The following is a 20,837-nucleotide window of genomic DNA, read 5'->3' as shown; positions in this document are numbered from 1 at the left end:
GGCCGGCGGCGACCCGTCAAATTTTCTGGAGTGAGCGAGATGGCACGCACAACGACAACCACAGCTGCGCCGAACCAGGGACACCCCGTGTCCGCGAACTTCGTCGAGCATCTTCGCGTACTGGCGCAGGCGCGGCCCGACGACGTGTGGCTCACCGTGGCTGGAGAAGCGAACGGCGCGTACTTCGAGAAGCAGGTCAGCTACGCCGTCTTCGAGTCGCGCGTGCGTGCGCTCGCGGCATTCCTGCAGCAGCAGTTCGCGAAGGGCGATCGTGCGCTGGTCATGCTGGACAACGACGACCACTACGCCGTGAGCATGCTGGCGTGCTTCTACGCCGGGGTGATCGCCGTGCCCGTGTTCCCGCCGGAATCGATGCGACCCCAGCACCTGTCGCGCCTGACCGGCATTGCCGAAGACTCGCAGGCCGGTTGCGTGCTCACTTCGTCGGCGATGCTGGCCGCGATGGACGGCGCTGCCGCGTCGTTCGCGCAGGCCTCCGTGATCGCCGTCGACGCAGTCGATCTCGCGCTCGCCGACGCTTGGATGCCGTCGTCGCCTGCGCCGGACGACGCCGCGTTTCTGCAATACACGTCGGGTTCCACCTCGGCGCCCAAGGGCGTGATCGTGACGCACGGCAACCTCATGGCCAACGAGCGCGCCATCCGCGACGGCATGGGCATCGGTCCGGACGACAAGTTCATGTCGTGGGCGCCGCTCTATCACGACATGGGCCTCATCGGCGGGCTGATGCAGCCGCTGTACAGCGGCATTCCGCTGGTGCTGACCTCGCCGCGCTACTTCCTCGAAAGCCCGGTGCGCTGGCTCGAGCTCATCTCGCGCCATCGCGCCACCTTGAGCGGCGGCCCCGACTTCGCATACCGCTTGTGCCTCGATAGGGTGAAGGGTTCGCGGCTCGCGGGGCTCGACCTGTCGTCCTGGCGCGTGGCCTACACCGGTGCCGAACCGGTGCGCGCGGACACCGAAACCGAATTCATCGAGCGCTTCGCCGCTGCAGGCTTCGATCCCGGGGCTGCGTACCCGTGCTACGGGCTCGCGGAAGCGACGCTTTTCGTCACTGGCGGCAAGCGCGGCGGCGGGCTGGTCGCGCGCCGCTTCTCAGCCGACGCGCTCGCGCGCGGCGAGGGCATCGAGGCCGAAGAAGGCGCGGAGGGCGCAGACGCCACCCTGCTGGTCGGCTGCGGCGCGGTGCCCGGGAAACACGAAGTGCGGATCACCGATCCGGAATCGCTGGCTGCGCTGGGCGCGGGCAGCGTCGGAGAGATCTGGGTCGCCGGTCCGAGCGTCTGCGCCGGCTACTGGGGCAAGCCCGAGGCCACACGCGAGACCTTCGCCGAGCACGAAGGCCGGCGCTGGCTGCGCACCGGTGACCTTGGATTCCAGCGCGACGGGCAGCTCTACGTCACCGGCCGCATCAAGGACCTGATCATCGTCCGCGGCCACAACATCTACCCGCAGGACATCGAGCGCACCGTCGAAGCCGAGGTCGAAGCCGTGCGCAAGGGGCGCGTCGCCGCGTTCGCGGTGACGGGGCCGCAGGGCGAGGGCATTGGCGTGGCCGCCGAGGTGTCGCGCAGCATGCAGAAACTCGTCGCGCCGCATGTGCTGGTCGAGGCGCTCGGCGCCGCGGTCAGCGAGCTGTTCGGCGAAGCGCCGGCTGCCGTGGTGTTGCTGAACCCGGGCGCGCTGCCCAAGACATCGAGCGGCAAGCTGCAGCGCCAGGCCTGCCGCGCCGGGCTTGCCGCGCGCAGCCTCGACGCCTACGCGATCCATGAGCATGGCACCTTCACGTTCGGCGGTGGCGCAGCCGCGGCGCCGGCCGACGCACCGGTGCTCGACGATGTCGCGCAGGCGGTGGCCGACATCTGGAGTGAAGTGTTGCGCCGGCTCGCCGCGCATGCGCTGGCGCCCGACGCGCATTTCTTCACCTCGGGCGGCAATTCGCTCGCGGCAGTGCAAGTGGCAGCGCGCATCGCGCACCGCTGGAACATCGACTTCAGCATCCGCGACCTGTTCGAGCAACCGCGGCTGAATGCCTGCGCCGACACCGTGCGCGGCCGCATCGCGAACCCGGCGCGTGCGCCTGGTGTGGCGATCGAGCCGCTGTCCGCCGAGCGGCGCCTGCAGCCCCTGCCGCTGTCGCACGCGCAGGAACGCCAGTGGTTCCTCTGGAAGCTCTCGCCGCAGAGCACGGCGTACCACATGAGCGGCGCGCTGCGTCTTTCGGGTGTGCTCGACGCCGCCGCGATGCATGCGGCTTTCGAAGACCTCGCTGCGCGCCATGAATCGCTGCGTACCGTGTTCCTGGCCGGCGCGGACGGCACCGCCGAGCAACTGGTCAGCGCGTCGTGGGCACCGTTGCTGGCCTTGGTGGACCTGCGGCACCTCGCGCCCGGCGAACGCGAAGCGCATGCAGCGGACGAGGCACGGCGCCTTCACGACACGCCTTTCGACCTGACGCAAGGACCGCTGGTGCGCGTCGCGCTGCTGAGGCTCTCGGACACCGAGCACGTGCTCGTGCTGGTGATGCACCACATCATCTCGGACGGCGCCTCGATGCAGGTGCTGCTCGACGAACTTGCGGCCGGCTATGCCGCGCGGCTGCAAGGCAGCACGCAACGCCGTGCCGCCGCGCGCATCCAGTATGTCGACCATGCCGTGTGGCAGCGCGGGTGGCTTGCCGCCGGCGAAGCCGGGCGGCAACTGGCCTGGTGGCGCGCGCAACTCGGCGATGAGCATCCCGTGCTGGCATTGCCGACCGACCGTCCGCGCACCGCGCAGACCGGCCACCGCGCCGCCCGGCACACCGTGGAGCTGCCCGCGACGCTGCTGGCCGATCTGCGCCAGTCCGCCGCGCCGGAGGGCGCGACGCTCTTCATGGTGCTGCTGGCCGGCTTCCAGGCATTGCTGCATCGCCATACGGGGATGAAAGACATCCGTGTCGGTGCGCCGGTCGCCAACCGCGGACGGGTCGAGGCCGAAGGTGTCGTCGGCTTCTTCGTCAACACGCTGGTGCTGCGCAACGTGGTCGGCGCACGCATGCGGCTGTCCGATGTGGTCGCGCAGGCGCGCGAGGCGGTAATGGGGGCGCAGACGCACCAGGACCTGCCGTTCGAGCAACTGGTGGAGGCGCTGCAGCCGCAGCGCAGCCTGAGCCAGACGCCGCTGTTCCAGGTGATGTTCAACCATCTTGTGGAGGACTATCGCGCGATGGCGCAGCTGCCCGGGCTCGAGGTGACGCACTACGCGCTGCCCGACGGCGAGGCGCAGTTCGAGCTGGTGCTGGAAGCGCGCGAGACGCCCGAAGGTCGGGTGACGCTTGGTTTTGTCTATGCGTCGGAGCTGTTCGACCGAGAGACGATCAAGCGGATGGCGGGTCACTACGTGGCGGTGCTGCAGGCGTTGGCGTCGCAACCCGAGCTGGCGGTGGGCGACGTGGCGCTGGTCGGCGAAGCCGAGCGAGCAAAGCTGTCGGCCTGGAGCGAGAACAATCGCGTTCACGAAGACGCCCAGCCTGTACACCGGCAGATCGAAGCGCATGCAAGGCTGAAGCCTTCGGCGCCGGCATTGGTCTTCTGCGACGAGGCCCTGAGTTACTCGGAGCTCAACGCCCGCGCGAACCGCCTGGCCCATCGCCTGATCGCCCTGGGTGTTCGCCCCGACACGCTGGTCGGCATCTGCGTGGAGCGCTCCACCGAGATGATGGTGGGCATCCTGGCGGTGCTCAAGGCGGGTGGCGCTTATGTGCCCCTCGATCCCGAGTACCCCGCAGACCGCCTGTCCTACATGGTCCAGGACAGCGGCATCGAACTGCTGCTCACGCAAAGCCATTTGCGCTCGCTGATTCCCGGCGCCGACTCGCTCCAGATGCTGGCGCTCGACACCCTCGACACAGCCTCCGAACCGGCGCTCGACCCGCAGGTCGCATTGCACGGCGAACACCTCGCCTACGTCATCTACACCTCCGGCTCCACCGGCCGCCCCAAGGGCGCAGCGATCCGGCATGCGGCGCTGTACAGCTGCATGGCCTGGATGCAGTCGTTCTACACCCTCGAAGGTGCGGACACCGTGCTGCACAAGGCCCCGTTCGGCTTCGACGTGTCGGTGTGGGAGATGTTCTGGCCGCTGACCTCCGGAGCCCGGCTGGTCATTGCCAACCCCGGAGACCACCGCGACCCGGTGCGCCTGGTGGAGCTGATCCGCAAGCACCAGGTCACGACGCTGAACTTCGTGCCCTCGATGCTGCAGGCGTTCCTGGCGTACGAGGGCATCGAGGAGACCACGAACCTGAAGCACATCATCTGCGGTGGAGAGGCCATGCCTGCGGCCACGCAGAAGGAGGCACTGCAGCGCCTGAGCGGCGCGACGCTGCAGAACCTGTACGGCCCGACGGAGACGACCATCCACGTGACCCAGTGGACCTGCCGGGACGACGGCAGCACGCAGGTCCCGATCGGACGGCCGATCAGCGACACGCAGGCGTATGTGCTGGACGGCAGCCTGAACGAGGTGCCGGTGGGCGTGGCGGGGGAGCTGTACCTGGGTGGGATCAATCTCGCAAGGGGTTACCTGAAGCGCGCAGGGCTGACGGCCGAGCGCTTCGTTGCCACGGAGAACGGCCAGCGCCTGTACCGCACGGGCGACCTGGTGCGCTGGAGCAACGAAGGGCAGCTGGAGTACCTGGGTCGCATCGACCACCAGGTGAAGGTGCGGGGGTTCCGCATCGAGCTGGGGGAGGTGGAGGCGCAGCTGCAGGGGCAGGCCGAGGTGAGGGAGGCGGTGGTCGTCGCGAACGAGGGCCCGGCAGGTACTCGTCTGGTGGGCTATGTCTCAGGACAAGGCATCGACACAGCGATCCTGAGAGAACGCCTTGGCGAATCACTGCCCGACTACATGGTCCCCAGTGTCATCGTCGTCCTTGATGCACTGCCCCTGAACGCCAACGGCAAGGTGGACCGCAAGGCGCTGCCTGCGCCGGAGTTCACGAGCGACACGGCATATGAAGCACCCGAAGGCGAGGTCGAACAGGCGCTGGCGGCCATCTGGGCCGAAGTTCTGGGTGTGGCCCGCGTGGGCCGCAGCGACAACTTCTTCGAGCTCGGCGGCGATTCCATCCTCAGCCTGAAGGTCACCGCGCGCGCAGCCCGCGCCGGCGTGCAGCTCAATCCCCGCCAGGTGTTCGAACACCAGACCTTGTCGCGCATCGCACGCGCTGCCCGGGGCGATCAGGTCGAGGACAGCTCCTCGATCCCCGCGCTGGCGGCCGCGCAGCGCAACGGCGCGCTGGCCCTGTCCCATGCACAGATGCGCCAGTGGTTCCTGTGGCAGCTCGACCCGCAGAGCACGGCGTACCACATCAGCGGTGCGCTGAAGCTCTCGGGATCGCTCGACGTGAGTGCCGTGCGCGAGAGCTTCGACGCGCTGGTGCAGCGCCACGAATCGCTGCGCACCGTGTTCCGCACCGGCGCGCAAGGCCTGGCCGAACAGGTGATCCGGGATGCCGTCACGCTCGACGTCGCGTCGCTCGATCTCTCGGCGGTGGGCGATTTGCAGCAGCGCGAGGCGCGCAGCAACGAAGAGGTGCTGCGCCTGAGCCGCACGCCCTTCGACCTGTCCGAAGGCTCGCTCGTGCGCGTCGGCCTGATCCGTCTTGCACCCCAGGAGCACCTTCTCGTGGTGGTGATGCATCACATCGTGTCCGACGGCTGGTCGATGCAGGTCATCGTCGACGAGTTCGTGGCGCACTACAGCGCACGCGTGCGGGGCGAGGCGGTGGCGCTGCAGCCGCTGCCGATCCAGTACGCCGACTACGCCGCATGGCAGCGCGACTTGCTCGAAGCCGGCGAGCGCGACCGCCAGCTCGCGTACTGGAAGCAGCACCTGGGCGACGCTCAGCCCGTGCTGCAATTGCCGACCGACCACGCACGCAAGCCCGATGGCCGCTACAGCGCAGTGCGCTACGGCCTCGAGCTGCCGCGCGATCTCGTCCGCAGATTGCACAAGCGGGTGCAGGGCGAGGGTGCCACGTTGTTCATGGGGCTGCTCGCGGCGTTCCAGGTGCTGCTGGGCAGGTACACGGGCGAGAACGACATCCGCATCGGCGTGCCGATTGCGAACCGCCATCGTGCCGAGACCGAAGGCGTCATCGGCTTCTTCGTCAACACGCAGGTGCTGCGCAACGTGCTCGACAGCCGCGACAGCCTGCAGCAGGTGCTCGTGCGCGCCAGGGACGCGGCCCTGGGCGCACAGGCGCACCAGGACCTGCCGTTCGAACAACTCGTGGAGGCCCTGCAGCCCGAGCGCAGCCTGAGCGCGAGCCCGCTCTTCCAGGTCATGTTCAACCACCAGCGTGGCGATCTGAAGGCGTTGAAGGGTCTTCCCGGCCTCGAGCTGACGGAGTGCGACCTGCAAGCGCAATCGGCGCAGTTCGAGTTGACGCTCGAGACCAGCGAGAGCACGGACGGCAGCGTGCGCGCGAGCTTCAGCTATGCGCAGGAGTTGTTCGAGCCTCGCACCATCGCGCGCATGGCCGGGCACTATCTGGCGCTGCTGGAAGCGTTGGCCGACCGGCCGCACCAGGCGGTGCGTGACGTGACGCTGATGGCGCTGTCCGAGCAATATCAATTGCGGACATGGAGCGAGAACCCGCATCGCTACGACGCTATGGAGCCTGTGCACCGCCTGATCGAGCGCCAGGCGCAACATCGCCCGGCTGCCCCCGCGCTGGTGTTCGGCGCGCAGACGCTGAGCTACGGCGAGCTCAACGCACGCGCGAACCGTCTGTCTCGCCGGCTGATCTCTCTGGGCGTGGGCCCCGAGGTGCTGGTGGGCATCGCGGTGGAGCGCTCCATCGAGATGGTGGTGGGCATCCTGGCGATCGTGAAGGCCGGCGGCGCGTACGTGCCGCTGGACCCGGAGTATCCCGCGGAGCGCCTGGCGTACATGCTGGAGGACAGCGGCATCGCGATGCTGCTCACGCAGAGCCATTTGCGCGCGCTGATTCCCGGCGTCGATTCGCTCCGGATGCTGGAGCTCGACACCCTCGACACGGCAGCCGAATCCGATGCGGATCCACAGGTCGCGCTGCACGGCGAGAACCTGGCCTACGTCATCTACACCTCCGGCTCCACGGGCCGTCCCAAGGGCGCAGCCAACCGCCACCGCTCGCTGTTCAACCGCCTGGCCTGGATGCAGGAGGCGTACCGTCTCGGCGAGGCGGACACCGTGCTGCAGAAGACCCCGTTCAGCTTCGACGTGTCGGTGTGGGAGTTCTTCTGGCCGCTGATGCACGGCGCGAGGCTGGTGGTGGCCGACCCGGGAGACCACCGGGACCCGGCGCGACTGGTGGCGCTGATCACGCAGCAGCAGGTGAACACGCTGCACTTCGTGCCCTCGATGCTGCAGGCGTTCCTGGCCTATGAGGACGCAAGGGCGTGCACGAGCCTGAAGCGCATCGTGTGCAGCGGCGAGGCCCTGCCGGCGGAGGCGCGCGACAAGGTGTTCGCCTGCCTGCCGCAGGCAGCGCTCTACAACCTGTACGGCCCGACGGAGGCGGCCATCGACGTGACGCACTGGACGTGCCGGGACGACGGCAGCACGCAGGTCCCGATCGGACGGCCGATCAGCGACACGCAGGCGTATGTGCTGGACGGCAGCCTGAACGAGGTGCCGGTGGGCGTGGCGGGGGAGCTGTACCTGGGCGGGATCAATCTGGCGCGGGGTTACCTGAAGCGGGCGGGCCTGACAGCCGAGCGCTTCATCGCAACGGAGAACGGCAACAGGCTGTACCGCACGGGCGACCTGGTGCGCTGGAGCAACGAAGGGCAGCTGGAGTACCTGGGTCGCATCGACCACCAGGTGAAGGTGCGGGGGTTCCGCATCGAGCTGGGGGAGGTGGAGGCGCAGCTGCAGGGGCAGCCCGAGGTGCGAGAGGCGGTGGTTGTCGCCAATGATGGCCCGGCAGGCAACCGATTGGTGGGCTATGTGTCCCCCCATGCAGGCCAAACCATCGACACCGCCACATTGCGCGAACGCCTGGGCGAATCGTTGCCCGACTACATGGTCCCCAGTGTCATCGTCGTCCTTGATGCGCTGCCCCTGAACGCCAACGGCAAGGTGGACCGCAAGGCGCTGCCTGCGCCGGAGTTCGCGAGCGACAGGGCATATGAAGCACCTGAAGGCGAGGTCGAGCAGGCGCTGGCGGCCATCTGGGCTGAGGTGCTGGGCGTGGCCCGCGTGGGCCGCAGCGACAACTTCTTCGAGCTGGGCGGCCACTCCCTGCTGGCACTGCGCCTGCTGGAGAGCGTGCGCGCCAGGGGCTGGCGCGTGCAGGTGCGCACCCTGTTCCAGCACCCGCAGCTGGCGGCCTTCGCCCAGGCGCTGGCGCTGGAGCAGGGCCACGTCGAGGTGGTCGTGCCCCCGAACGGCATTCCCGAGGGCTGCGAGGCCATCGAGCCGGAGATGCTGACGCTGATCGAGCTCGATGCGCCGCAGATCGGGCGCATCGAATCGGCCGTTCCCGGCGGTGCCTCGAACATCCAGGACATCTATCCGCTGGCGCCGCTGCAGGAGGGGATGCTGTTCCACCACCTGCTGCAAAGCGAGGGCGATGCGTACATCACCTCGCACGCGCTGGGCTTCGACAGCAAGGAGCGGCTGGAGCGCTTCGTGCAGAGCTTCAACCAGGTGATCGCGCGCCACGACATCCTGCGCACCGCGGTACTGTGGGAGGGGCTGAAGGAGCCCGTGCAGGTGGTGCACCGGCAGGCCGAGCTGAAGCTGCAGTGGCTGGAAGTTGATGGGACGAATGTCTCCGACCAACTGAACGCCTGCGTCGACCCGGCCCACTACCGCATCGACGTGCGCCAGGCGCCGATGATCCGCGCGGTGGCCGCACACGACAAGGAGCGCGGGCGCTGGTTGCTGCAGCTGCCCAGCCACCACATGGTGCTGGACCACACGACGCTGGACTTCCTGGTGGAGGAGATCTCGCTGATCCAACAGGGCCGGCACAACGAACTGCCGCAGCCGGTGCCGTTCAGGAACTATGTTGCGCAGGCTCGCCTGGGCGTGAGCCAGGCGGAGCATGAGGCCTTCTTCAAGCAGATGCTGGGGGACGTGGATGAACCCACCGCACCGTTCAACCTGCTGGACGTGCAGGGGGACGGCACGCGTGTAGGAGAGGCAAGGCTCAGGCTCGAGCCTCAACTCGCACAGCAAATCAGGCGCGAGGCGCAACGCCACGGCGTGAGTGCAGCGACGCTGTTCCACCTGGCATGGGCGTTGGTGCTGGCCAAGGCCACGGGCAAGGACGACGTGGTGTTCGGCACGGTGCTGTTCGGTCGGATGCAGGGCGGAGAGGGCGCGCAGCGGGCGCTGGGGTTGTTCATCAACACCTTGCCGCTGCGGGTGAAGCTCGGTGCGCGGGGTGTGGCGCAGTGCGTGAAGGACACGCACGCCGCGCTCACGCAGCTGCTGCACCATGAGCATGCGAACCTGTCGCTGGCGCAGCGCTGCAGTGCGCTGCCGGGGGGAACGCCGCTGTTCTCGGCGCTGCTGAACTACCGGTACACGCCGGAGGAAGAGCAGAGTCAGGAACAACAGGCGATGCCGAATCTCGCCTGGACTGGCCTGGAGGTGCTTGGCGGTGCGGAGCGAACCAACTACCCCTTCGGCATGTCGGTGGACGACCTGGGCAAGGGCTTCGAGCTGGTGGCGCAGGTCCACGAATCCGTCGACGCGCAGCGCGTGTGCGGCTACATGCTCGCAGCGATCGAGGGCGTGGTGACGGCGCTGGTTCAACGGCCGCAACAGCCCACTTGTGAACTCGGAATCGTGTCCACGCAGGAGATGCATCAGATTGCAGCCTGGAGCGAGAACAATCGCGTTCACGAGGGCGCCCAGCCTGTACGCCGCCAGATCGAAGCGCATGCAAGACTGAAGCCTTCGGCGCCGGCATTGGTCTTCGGCGATGAAGCCCTGAGTTACTCGGAACTCAACACCCGCGCGAACCGCCTGGCCCATCGCCTGATCGCCCTGGGTGTTCGCCCCGACACGCTGGTCGGCATCTGCGTGGAGCGCTCCACCGAGATGATGGTGGGCATCCTGGCGGTGCTCAAGGCGGGTGGTGCCTATGTGCCCCTCGATCCCGAGTACCCCGCGGACCGCCTGTCCTACATGGTCCAGGACAGCGGCATCGAACTGCTGCTCACGCAAAGCCATTTGCGCTCGCTGATTCCCGGCGCCGATTCGCTCCAGATGCTGGCGCTCGACACCCTCGATACAGCCTCCGAATCGACGCTCGACCCGCAGGTCGCACTGCACGGCGAACACCTCGCCTACGTCATCTACACCTCCGGCTCCACCGGCCGCCCCAAGGGCGCAGCGATCCGGCATGCGGCGCTGTACAGCTGCATGGCCTGGATGCAGGCGTTCTACACCCTCGAAGGCGCGGACACCGTGCTGCACAAGGCCCCGTTCGGCTTCGACGTGTCGGTGTGGGAGATGTTCTGGCCGCTGACCTCCGGTGCCCGGCTGGTCATTGCCAACCCCGGAGACCACCGCGACCCGGTGCGCCTGGTGGAGCTGATCCGCAAGCACCAGGTCACGACGCTGAACTTCGTGCCCTCGATGCTGCAGGCGTTCCTGGCGTACGAGGGCATCGAGGAGACCACGAACCTGAAGCACATCATCTGCGGTGGAGAGGCCATGCCTGCGGCCACGCAGAAGGAGGCACTGCAGCGCCTGAGCGGCGCGACGCTGCAGAACCTGTACGGCCCGACGGAGACGACCATCCACGTGACCCAGTGGACCTGCCGGGACGACGGCAGCACGCAGGTCCCGATCGGACGGCCGATCAGCGACACGCAGGCGTACGTGCTGGACGGCAGCCTGAACGAGGTGCCGGTGGGCGTGGCGGGGGAGCTGTACCTGGGTGGGATCAATCTCGCAAGGGGTTACCTGAAGCGCGCAGGGCTGACGGCCGAGCGCTTCGTTGCCACGGAGAACGGCCAGCGCCTGTACCGCACGGGCGACCTGGTGCGCTGGAGCAACGAAGGGCAGCTGGAGTACCTGGGTCGCATCGACCACCAGGTGAAGGTGCGGGGGTTCCGCATCGAGCTGGGGGAGGTGGAGGCGCAGCTGCAGGGGCAGCCCGAGGTGCGAGAGGCGGTGGTTGTCGCCAATGATGGCCCGGCAGGCAACCGATTGGTGGGCTATGTGTCCCCCCATGCAGGCCAAACCATCGACACCGCCACATTGCGCGAACGCCTGGGCGAATCGTTGCCCGACTACATGGTCCCCAGCGTCATCGTGGTGCTCGATGCACTGCCGCTGAACGCCAACGGCAAGGTGGACCGCAAGGCGCTGCCTGCGCCGGAGTTCGCGAGCGACAGGGCATATGAAGCACCCGAAGGCGAGGTCGAGCAGGCGCTGGCGGCCATCTGGGCCGAAGTGCTGGGCGTGGCCCGCGTGGGCCGCAACGACAACTTCTTCGAACTCGGCGGACATTCCCTGCTGGCGCTTCGCCTGCTGGAGAGCGTGCGCGCCAGGGGCTGGCGCGTGCAGGTGCGCACCCTGTTCCAGCACCCGCAGCTGGCGGCCTTCGCCCAGGCCCTGGCGCTGGAGCAGGGTCACGCCGAAGTGGTCGTGCCCCCGAACGGCATTCCCGAGGGCTGCGAGGCCATCGAGCCGGAGATGCTGACGCTGATCGAGCTCGATGCGCCGCAGATCGGGCGCATCGAATCGGCCGTTCCCGGCGGTGCCTCGAACATCCAGGACATCTATCCGCTGGCGCCGCTGCAGGAGGGGATGCTGTTCCACCACCTGCTGCAAAGCGAGGGAGACGCGTACATCACCTCGCACGCGCTGGGCTTCGACAGCAAGGAGCGGCTGGAGCGCTTCGTGCAGAGCTTCAACCAGGTGATTGCCCGCCACGACATCCTGCGCACCGCGGTACTGTGGGAGGGGCTGAAGGAGCCCGTGCAGGTGGTGCACCGGCATGCGGAACTGAAGCTGCAGTGGCTGGAAGTCCAGGCTGACGCGCAGGCGACGAATGTCTCCGACCAACTGAACGCCTGCGTCGACCCGGCCCACTACCGCATCGACGTGCGCCAGGCGCCGATGATCCGCGCGGTGGCCGCACACGACAAGGAGAGCGGGCGCTGGCTGCTGCAGCTGCCCAGCCACCACATGGTGCTGGACCACACGACGCTGGACTTCCTGGTGGAGGAGATCTCGCTGATCCAGCAGGGCCGGCAGAACGAACTGCCGCAGCCGGTGCCGTTCAGAAACTATGTTGCGCAGGCTCGCCTGGGCGTGAGCCAGCAGGAGCATGAGGCCTTCTTCAAGCAGATGCTGTGGGACGTGGACGAGCCGACCGCACCGTTCAACCTGCTGGACGTGCAGGGGGACGGCACTCGGGTGGAAGAGGCAAGGCTCAGGCTCGAGCCTCAACTCGCACAGCAAATCAGGCGCGAGGCGCAACGCCACGGGGTGAGTGCAGCCACGCTGTTCCACCTGGCATGGGCGTTGGTGCTGGCCAAGGCCACGGGCAAGGACGACGTGGTGTTCGGCACGGTGCTGTTCGGTCGGATGCAGGGCGGAGAGGGCGCGCAGCGGGCGTTGGGGTTGTTCATCAACACGCTGCCGCTGCGGGTGAAGCTCGGCGCGCGGGGTGTGGCGCAGTGCGTGAAGGACACGCACGCCGCGCTCACGCAGCTGCTGCACCACGAGCATGCGAACCTGTCGCTGGCGCAGCGCTGCAGTGCGTTGCCGGGGGGGACGCCGCTGTTCTCGGCGCTGCTGAACTACCGATACAGTCCGGAGCCGGCTGCTGCCGAAGGCGAAGAAATCGCCATCGCCTGGCAAGGCATGGACGACTTTGGCGGCCAGGAGCGTACGAACTATCCTTTCGGCATGTCGATCGATGACCTCGGTGAGGACTTCGAACTGGTGGCACAGATCCATGAAGCGGTGGATGCGCGGCGCATCTGCGGTCTGATGCAGCTGGCCGTCGATGGCATCGTGACGTCGCTGGCGACGCATCCTGCACAGCCGATCCGCGAGCTCGAGGTGATCTCTGCAGCGGAGCGTGCACAACTGGGTCAATGGGGGTTGCAGCGCGAGCATGGCCCGAAGGGCGGCGAAGAGGCGATCCACCAGCGGATCGAGCGCCATGCGCACCTGAATCCGCACGCGCCGGCCCTGGCCTTCGGCGACGCGTCGCTGAGCTACGGCGAACTCAACGCGCGCGCCAACCGCCTGGCGCATCGCCTGATCGCCCTGGGCGTGAAGCCCGAGAGCCGGGTGGGCCTGGCGGTGGAGCGCTCCATCGGGATGGTGGTGGGCCTGCTGGCGATCCTGAAGGCCGGCGGCGCGTACGTGCCGCTGGACCCGGAATACCCCGCAGACCGCCTGGCCTACATGGTCCGGGACAGCGGCATCGAGCTGCTGCTCACCCAGAGCCACCTCGGGGCGCTGCCGGGTGCGCAGGCGGTGCAGGTGCTGGCGCTGGACACGCTGGATACGTCCTTCGAGTCCGATGCCGACCCGCGCGTTGCGCTGCACGGCGAGAACCTGGCCTACGTCATCTACACGTCCGGCTCCACGGGCCGGCCCAAGGGCGCGCAGCTGTGCCACCGCAACGTGACGCGGCTGCTGGATGCGACCGGCCCATGGTTCGGCTTCGGCGAGAGCGACGTCTGGACGATGTTCCACTCCTACGCCTTCGACTTCTCGGTGTGGGAGATCTTCGGTGCGCTGTGCACCGGGGGCAAGCTGGTGGTGGTGCCGTTCTGGGTGAGCCGCTCGCCGGAGGACTTCCTGCAGCTGCTGCGCGCGCAGCGGGTGACGGTGCTGAACCAGACGCCTTCGGCGTTCGGACAGCTGGTGGCGCTGCCGCAGGCCTACGAAGGAGAGCTGGCGCTGCGCACGGTGATCTTCGGGGGCGAGGCGCTGGACCCGCAGAGGCTGACGCCCTGGATCGCGCACTTCGGCGACGAGCGCCCGCAACTGATCAACATGTACGGGATCACGGAGACGACGGTGCATGTGACGTACCGGCGGATCACGCAGGCGGACCTGGGTCAACAGCGCAGCCCCGTGGGCATCGCGATCCCGGACCTGGGGATGCAGGTGCTGGACGGGCAGTTGGGCCTGGTGCCGGTGGGCGTGGCGGGGGAGCTGTATGAGTGGGGAGGGGCTGGCGCGGGGGTACCTGAAGCGAGCCGGGCTGACGGCCGAGCGCTTCGTTGCCACCGAGAACGGCAACAGGCTGTACCGCACGGGCGACTTGGTGCGCTGGAGCAACGAGGGTCAGCTGGAATACCTGGGTCGCATCGACCACCAGGTGAAGGTGCGGGGGTTCCGCATCGAGCTGGGGGAGGTGGAGGCGCAGATTCAAGCGCAGCCGGAAGTGCGCGAAGCCGTGGTCGTTGCCAACGAGGGCCCTGCGGGCACGCGTCTGGTGGGCTATGTCTCAGGAAAGGACATCGACACGGCCACATTGCGCGAACGCCTGGGCGAATCACTGCCCGACTACATGGTCCCCAGTGTCATCGTGGTGCTGGATTTCCTGCCGCTGAACGCCAACGGCAAGGTGGACCGCAAGGTGCTGCCCGCGCCGGAGTTCGCGAGCGACAGGGCGTACGAGGCACCCGAAGGCGAGGTCGAGCAGGGGCTGGCGGCCATCTGGGCCGAAGTGCTGGGCGTGGCCCGCGTGGGCCGCAACGACAACTTCTTCGAACTCGGCGGCGATTCCATCATCAGCCTCAAGCTCGTTGCGCGCATTCGCGACAGGGTTCCTGGCGGGAGCGGCCTGTCGCTCGTCGACATCCTGCAGAGTGCGTCGCTCAAGGACCTGGCCACGCGCCTGCGACGCAGTTTCGAGCAGGCCCACAACGCGGTCTGTCTCAATGCGTCCGGCGCCGGCACGCCGCTCTATTGCCTGCCGGGCCTGATGGTCAATTCGCGCGAGTTCCTGCCGCTGGCCGAGGCACTGCGGGAAGACAGGCCGGTGTACGGCTTCGCCTGCCATGTCTTCACGAAGAATCGCTGGCGCGGCTTCGACGTCCGGGCCATCGCCGCCGAATACGTCGACTTCATCGCCGCGACCGCGCCGGAAGGCCGCTGTTCGCTGCTTGGCTGGTCATCGGGCGGAGACCTTGCATTCGAGGTCATGCGCCAGCTGCAGGGCCGCGGCGTCGAGATCGAATTCGTGGGAATGGTCGACGTCTTCGAGAACGATCCCCTGAAGCCGGCTCGCGTCCTGACCGACGCGCAACGGGCGCAGGCGGGGCAGGCGCTGGACGCATGGCTGGCCCGTTCGAAAATGGCCGGGCACTGGCGCGAGCTCCTGGCACGCACGGACCCGGCCGAGCACGACTTCGTGCGCGAACAGATGCTGTTCGCCGAGCGCGAATTTCCGCTCGACGGTCCGGGCGAGGAAGCACTCGAATGCGAGATGTGGATCCGCCTCGACAAGCGCATGCGTGCGCGGCACTGCCGCTACGAACGCATCGACACGCCCGTGCACGTCTTCCTGGCCGACGCCTCACTCAAGGAAGCCGGTGTGCTGCGGAACTGGTCGGACTGCGCCCCGGTGCTGTCGACGGAGATCGTTGCCGATGCGGATCACCTGAGCATCATCCGTCACCCGCGAATGATCGGCAGCCTGAAGCGGCACCTGGCACAGGCAGAAGCGGTCGCCTAGGCGGAAGGAGGGCGCGGGCGAAGACCCGCGTGCAGCGCTGAAAGAAAAGCGGCCTTCAGGAATGAAGGCCGCTTTTTCGTGAAGCAATGGCAGGAGATTTGCCGGGTGTCGAGCACCTCCCGGCCGGTGCAGCGCCGTCAGAAGCGGTAGGTCGCCGTCGCCACGACCTTGCGCAGGTCGCCATAGCGGCAGATGCCCGAGCCGCAGCTGCTGATGTAGGTCTTGTTGGTCAGGTTGCGCAGGTTCAGCGCCAGGCTCCAGCGCTGGAAGTCGTAGCCCACGAGGGCGTCGATCAGCGTGTACGACGGCACCTTGGCCGATGCGGCTTCCTGGTAGCCGTGGTTCGCGCCCATGAAGCGCGCGCCCACGCCGACCTTGATGCCGGAGTCGAAGCGGTAGTCCGTCCACACCGACAGCTGGTTGCGCGACACGGGGTTCAGCTGCTTGCCGATCTCGCTCTCCGTGCTGCTGGCCGTGACGATGGCCTTGGGCGTGTAGGTGTACGCCGCGACGACGTTCATGTTCTTCACCGGCTGGAAGCTCGCTTCCAGCTCGAGGCCTCGCACCAGGATCTCGCCGGTCTGCTTCGGCATGAATTCGGCGTCGTAGGTGATGTAGTTCTTGCGGCGCAGGTCGAAGATCGCGGCGCTGTACTTGCTCTTGCTGTCGGCGGGCTGGTAGCGCACGCCGGCCTCGTACTGGCGCCCGGTCTCGGGCTTCAGCGGCTGGTTGGTGACGGGGTCGAGCGTCGTTGTCGGCGAGAAGGACTCGGAGTAGCTGAGGTACGGCGCCCATCCGCTCGGATGGAGGTAGACCAGGCCGGCCCGGCTCGTGAACTTGTGGTCCTTGAAGCGCGTGGTCGATCCGTCGATGTTGCTGTAGAAGTCCGTGGTGGCGCTGTCGTAGCGGCCGCCCACGGTGGCCACCCAGTTGCCCCACTTGACCTGGTCCTGCACGTAGACGCCGGTCTGCGCCAGAGTGGTCCTGCCGTCGAACCACGGGTCGGCGGTGGTCACGTCGTTCGTGTAGACCGGGTAGTAGGCGTCGATGGTCGAGATCGTGCCGCTGTTCGACGTGCGCTGGTTGTTGCGCGAGCGCTGGTGGTCCAGGCCGAACAGGACGGTGTGCTGCCAGTCGCCGAGCTTGAACTTGGCCTGCGCCTGGTTGTCGATGGTGAAGAGCCGCGCGTTTTCCTTGCTGACGAACGGATAGCGGCTCAGCGAGCGGAAGTTGGCCGGGTCGTCGGGCAGGTCGGGGTTGACGACGGCGAAGGCGCTCTCGTTGTAGACCTGCCCGTAGTCGACCTTGATCGAGCCGTAGCGCGCGTTCTGGCGCAGCGTCCAGGTGTCGTTCACGCGGTGGTCGAGCATGTAGCCCACCATCCACTGGTCCTGGTTGAAGCGATCGAAGCCGGGTTCGCCCGTGTAGGTCTTCGGCGAGATGCGGCCGTTCGGATTGGCGGTCAGCGTGCCGGCTTCCGGGAAGCCGCCATAGGAGCTGCCGTCGCGGATGCGCAGGTAGTGCGACAGCAGCGTGAGCGAGGTGTCGCTGCTCGGGCGCCATGTGAGCGACGGTGCGATGTAGGTGCGGTCGTTCGGCAGGCCGCTGCCTTCGAGCTTGGCGTCGCGGATCAGGCCGGTGATGCGGTACAGCACCTTGCCCTGCTCGTCGAGCGGGCCCGAGAAGTCGCCGGCGATCTGGCGGCGCGAGTTGTCGCCGAACTGCACCTGCAGTTCGCGCACCGGCTCCTCGGTCGGGCGCTTGCTGACCACGTTGATCATGCCGCCCGGACCGGTCTGCCCGTAAAGCACCGACGACGGGCCGCGCAGGACCTCGATGCGCTCCGTGCCGTAGGTCTCGGTCTGCCAGACGGCCCAGCTGTTGTTGTTGCGCAGTTGCAGTCCGTCGAGGTAATAGCCCGGCGCCTGTGCGTCGAAGCCGCGAATCATGGTCCAGTCGAAGCGCGAGTCGGCGCCGTAGGGCGACACGTTGATGCCGGGCGTGTAGGCCAGCGCATCCTTCAGGCGCAGCGCGCCGGTCGCTTCGATGAAGTCGGAGGTCACGACCGAGATCGACTGGGGCGTCTCGATGATCGGCGTGTCGGTCTTGGTGCCGGTGGCGTTGCGCTTAGCGATGTAGCCCTTGAGCGGGCCCGAGGCCGATTCGGCTTCGCCTTCGGCCACCACGGTGACCGTCGGCAGCGCCGAGGACGAGGCTGGCAGGTCGGACGCGCGGCGGATGGCGTAGCCGCCGTTCTGGGTGCGGGTAGCGCGCAGCGACGTGCCGGCGAGCATGGCTTCCAGGGCCTGTGCCACCGTGAGCCGGCCGGCCACCGCCTGCGAGCCGACGCCGGCAACGACTTCACCTGCCGCGAACACCTGCACGCCGGTCTGGCGCGACAGCTCGTTCAACGCGGTTGCCACAGGCTGCGCCGGCACCTTGACCTCGAACACCTGAACGGCCGCCTGTGCCTGCGTCTGCGCCACGGCGGCAGGACTCGACAGGCCGAGTGCGGTCCCGAAGGCGGTGACCAGTGCGGCATTCAGTAGATGTTGGCGAGGCAGAGGACGCATGAGACGAAAACTCCAGGATGAATGAAAGCAGGACGTATTGACGGTCGAGCGCGTGAGCCGGCCTTGTTCCGGTCCATGGCGCTGCTATGAGTAAGACGTTCGAACTCATCAAACAGAGACATGTCGTCGTCAAATTTTTCCTGTAGCGATATGCCGGCCCAGGAAAACAATGGCTTCAGGGGTGCGCGAAGGCCGCCAGCCCGTCGCTTGGGCACGGGCGGTTCGAGCTTGCCCCTCAGGTCTGGACCGCCGCGTCGCGCCGCAGGTGCGCGGGGTTGGCGATGCCGGGCGGCGTCGCCAGCAGTGCGCTGCCGATCTCGCCGGTCCGCACCGAGGTGACCGAGAGCAGCGTGTCGCTCAGGCCGTGCGAATCCTCGCAGGCGCCCTGCAGGTAGATGGCGGGGTGGAAGTCGGGCGTGGCCTGCAGCCGGTAGTGCCGGTCGACGGCGTAGTCGCCCAGGTAGGACGCCAGCGGCGAGAGAAGCGTCTTGTGATGCTCGCGTGCATAGCCCGTGGCAAGCACGACCGCGTCGTAGCGCACGGTGTTCTCGCGCAGCGCGTTCTGGTCCCACAGCGTGAGGTGCACACCATTGCTGTCGGCGACGACGTTGCGGATGTCGTGCTGGCGCAGGAAGCGAAGGCGGTTGCCGCCGGTCATGCGCTGCTGGTAGAACGCCTTGTAGATCTGCTGGATCAGCTCGAGGTCGGCGACCGCGTAGTTGGTGTGCCAGAACTCGTCGAGCAGCGCAGCGCGCTCCTCGGCGGAACGGCTGAAGGTGTAGTCGGTGAAGTCGGCGTTGAAGATCTCGTTCACGAAGGGACTGTCGTCCGCCGGGCGGATCGAGCGGGCGCGGGTGACGAGGTCGACCTGCGGCGCGCCGGGGCGGCCCTGCAGGTCCATGAAGATCTCGGCGGCGCTCTGGCCGGCGCCGATGACGGCCACCCGGTGCGGGTCGCCGAGCTGCGCGATGTCCTGCAGATAGCTGCTCGAATGGAAGACGCGCGGATCATTCCGCAGTGCGCGGAAGCTCTCGGGAATGTTCGCCATGCCGCCGATGCTCACCACCAGGTTGCGCGCGAGCCGCTCCACCAGCTTGCCCGTGTGGTTGCGCGAGCGCACGCGCAGCAGCGCCACCTCGCCGCCCTGTTCCTCGGGCAGCACCTCGAACACTTCCTCGCCATAGGCGCAGGCGTCGTCGAACTGCTCCGCGGCCCACGACAGGTAGTCGTTGAACTCGTGGCGGCTCGGGAAGAAGCTCTTGAGGTTGACGAAGTCGGTCAGCCGGCCTTTTTCATACAGGTAGTTGATGAAGGTGAAGCGACTGGTCGGGTTGCGCAGCGTCGCCAGGTCCTTCAGGAACGAGATCTGCATGTGCGCCTGGTCCAGCAGCATGTGCGGGTGCCAGGCGAAGCTCAGCTGCCGCTCGATGAACAGCGCGTCGAGCGGACGGCTGGTGTGGCGCTTTTCCTCGAGCGCGATGGCCAGGGCGATGTTGGACGGACCGAACCCGATCCCGATCAGGTCATGGACATGTTGCATTGAAGATCGACTCCTGTTGTTGAAGAAGACTCGCATGCGCGAGTGCGGCCATCGGCCGGGGCCCTGTCCGACATGACGGTCGGCGCGGGCGTATGTTCATTCATGCCTCGACTGTCTCTGCCAGCAGGGCCAGGCCCTGGTGCAGCGCGGGGAAGAGGCTGTTGTTGAAGTTGTTCCAGCGCAGTTCGAGGATCGACTCGCCGGGTTCGATCTTCGTGGCGAGCACGTCGAAGATGACCTCGCCGGAATCGATGCCGTTGTCCACGTAGTGGAACGACGCGCCGGTCATGGTGACGGGTGCGATGTCGATCTTCTCCATCGTCTGCCAGTCGACGACCCGCTTGCCCTGCGCGCCGTACAGCGCGTCGAGCGTGGCGTGCGCGCCGCGGCGTTCATACGGCGACTCGATGCGAGTGATGCCGGGGTGGATGTTCGCGATGCGGCGGTGGAAGGGGGCGCCGGGGCGCACCAGTTCGTCGAGGATCACCAGCAGGCCGTCGAGCACGACGATGTCGGCTTCGAGCTCCACCAGCTTGTCGTGCAGTCGCCGTTCGAAGTCGCTCTTGCCCTTTGCGCGCCCCGGTGCGTCCAGCGGCAGTTGCCGGTAGGTCGAAGCGATGGGATGCAGCATGTCGTTCAGCCGCCTGCCCTGCGTGCGGAGGCCCTCGGGGAAGATCCATTTCTTGCCGGGCTCGCAGGCGAAGCCGTAGTCCTGCAGCGATGCGCGGTCGCGCGGCGACGTGCTGTCGTCGTCGTAGATCACGCCTTCGAGCGAGTAGGCGTCACCGAGCGGCGTGCGGTCCAGCGCCTCGGCCAGGTACTCGAGCGGCGACTTCATGTAGCGCCGCTCTCCCTTGTAGTCGATGGTCTGGCCGGCCTGGTCGGCGGCCGCGTTGCGCAGGGACAGGATGTAGACGATCTTGGTCTTGGACATGGCGTGTGGTGAAAGGCTGCCGAAACGACGGCGATGTGCCGCCCCGAGAAAAGGACGAGGCGG

Annotated in this window: 4 protein-coding genes and 1 pseudogene; 2 read left to right on the top strand and 3 right to left on the bottom strand. The window is 67.5% G+C overall.

From position 1 onward, the window contains the following. Nucleotides 1-39 precede the first annotated feature (39 nt). Nucleotides 40-14,163: pseudogene (locus tag AACL56_RS21535) on the top strand (non-ribosomal peptide synthase/polyketide synthase); the annotation flags it as partial. A gap of 40 nt (nucleotides 14,164-14,203) precedes the next feature. Continuing rightward, nucleotides 14,204-15,727, top strand: a complete 1,524-nt coding sequence (locus AACL56_RS21530) for a thioesterase domain-containing protein (RefSeq protein WP_339092917.1) — start codon at nucleotides 14,204-14,206, stop codon at nucleotides 15,725-15,727. Nucleotides 15,728-15,864: 137 nt separating this feature from the next. On the opposite strand, the gene AACL56_RS21525 is transcribed toward AACL56_RS21530, so the two are convergent. The 3 genes from AACL56_RS21525 to AACL56_RS21515 form a co-directional block, all read right to left on the bottom strand. Then, complete coding sequence (locus tag AACL56_RS21525; RefSeq protein WP_339091837.1) at nucleotides 15,865-18,300, bottom strand: TonB-dependent siderophore receptor; 2,436 nt, start codon at nucleotides 18,298-18,300, stop codon at nucleotides 15,865-15,867. Between the two features lie 235 nt (nucleotides 18,301-18,535). Then, entirely contained in the window at nucleotides 18,536-19,840 is a 1,305-nt protein-coding gene (locus AACL56_RS21520; RefSeq protein WP_339091836.1) for a lysine N(6)-hydroxylase/L-ornithine N(5)-oxygenase family protein, read from the bottom strand. Nucleotides 19,841-19,940: 100 nt separating this feature from the next. After that, complete coding sequence (locus AACL56_RS21515) at nucleotides 19,941-20,774, bottom strand: N(5)-hydroxyornithine transformylase PvdF (protein WP_339091835.1); 834 nt, start codon at nucleotides 20,772-20,774, stop codon at nucleotides 19,941-19,943. Nucleotides 20,775-20,837: the final 63 nt, after the last annotated feature.

Origin of the sequence: Variovorax paradoxus (genome assembly GCF_902712855.1) — a bacterium.
GTDB classification, from domain to species: Bacteria; Pseudomonadota; Gammaproteobacteria; order Burkholderiales; family Burkholderiaceae_C; genus Variovorax; species Variovorax paradoxus_Q.
This window is presented reverse-complemented; position numbering and strand designations above follow the sequence as displayed.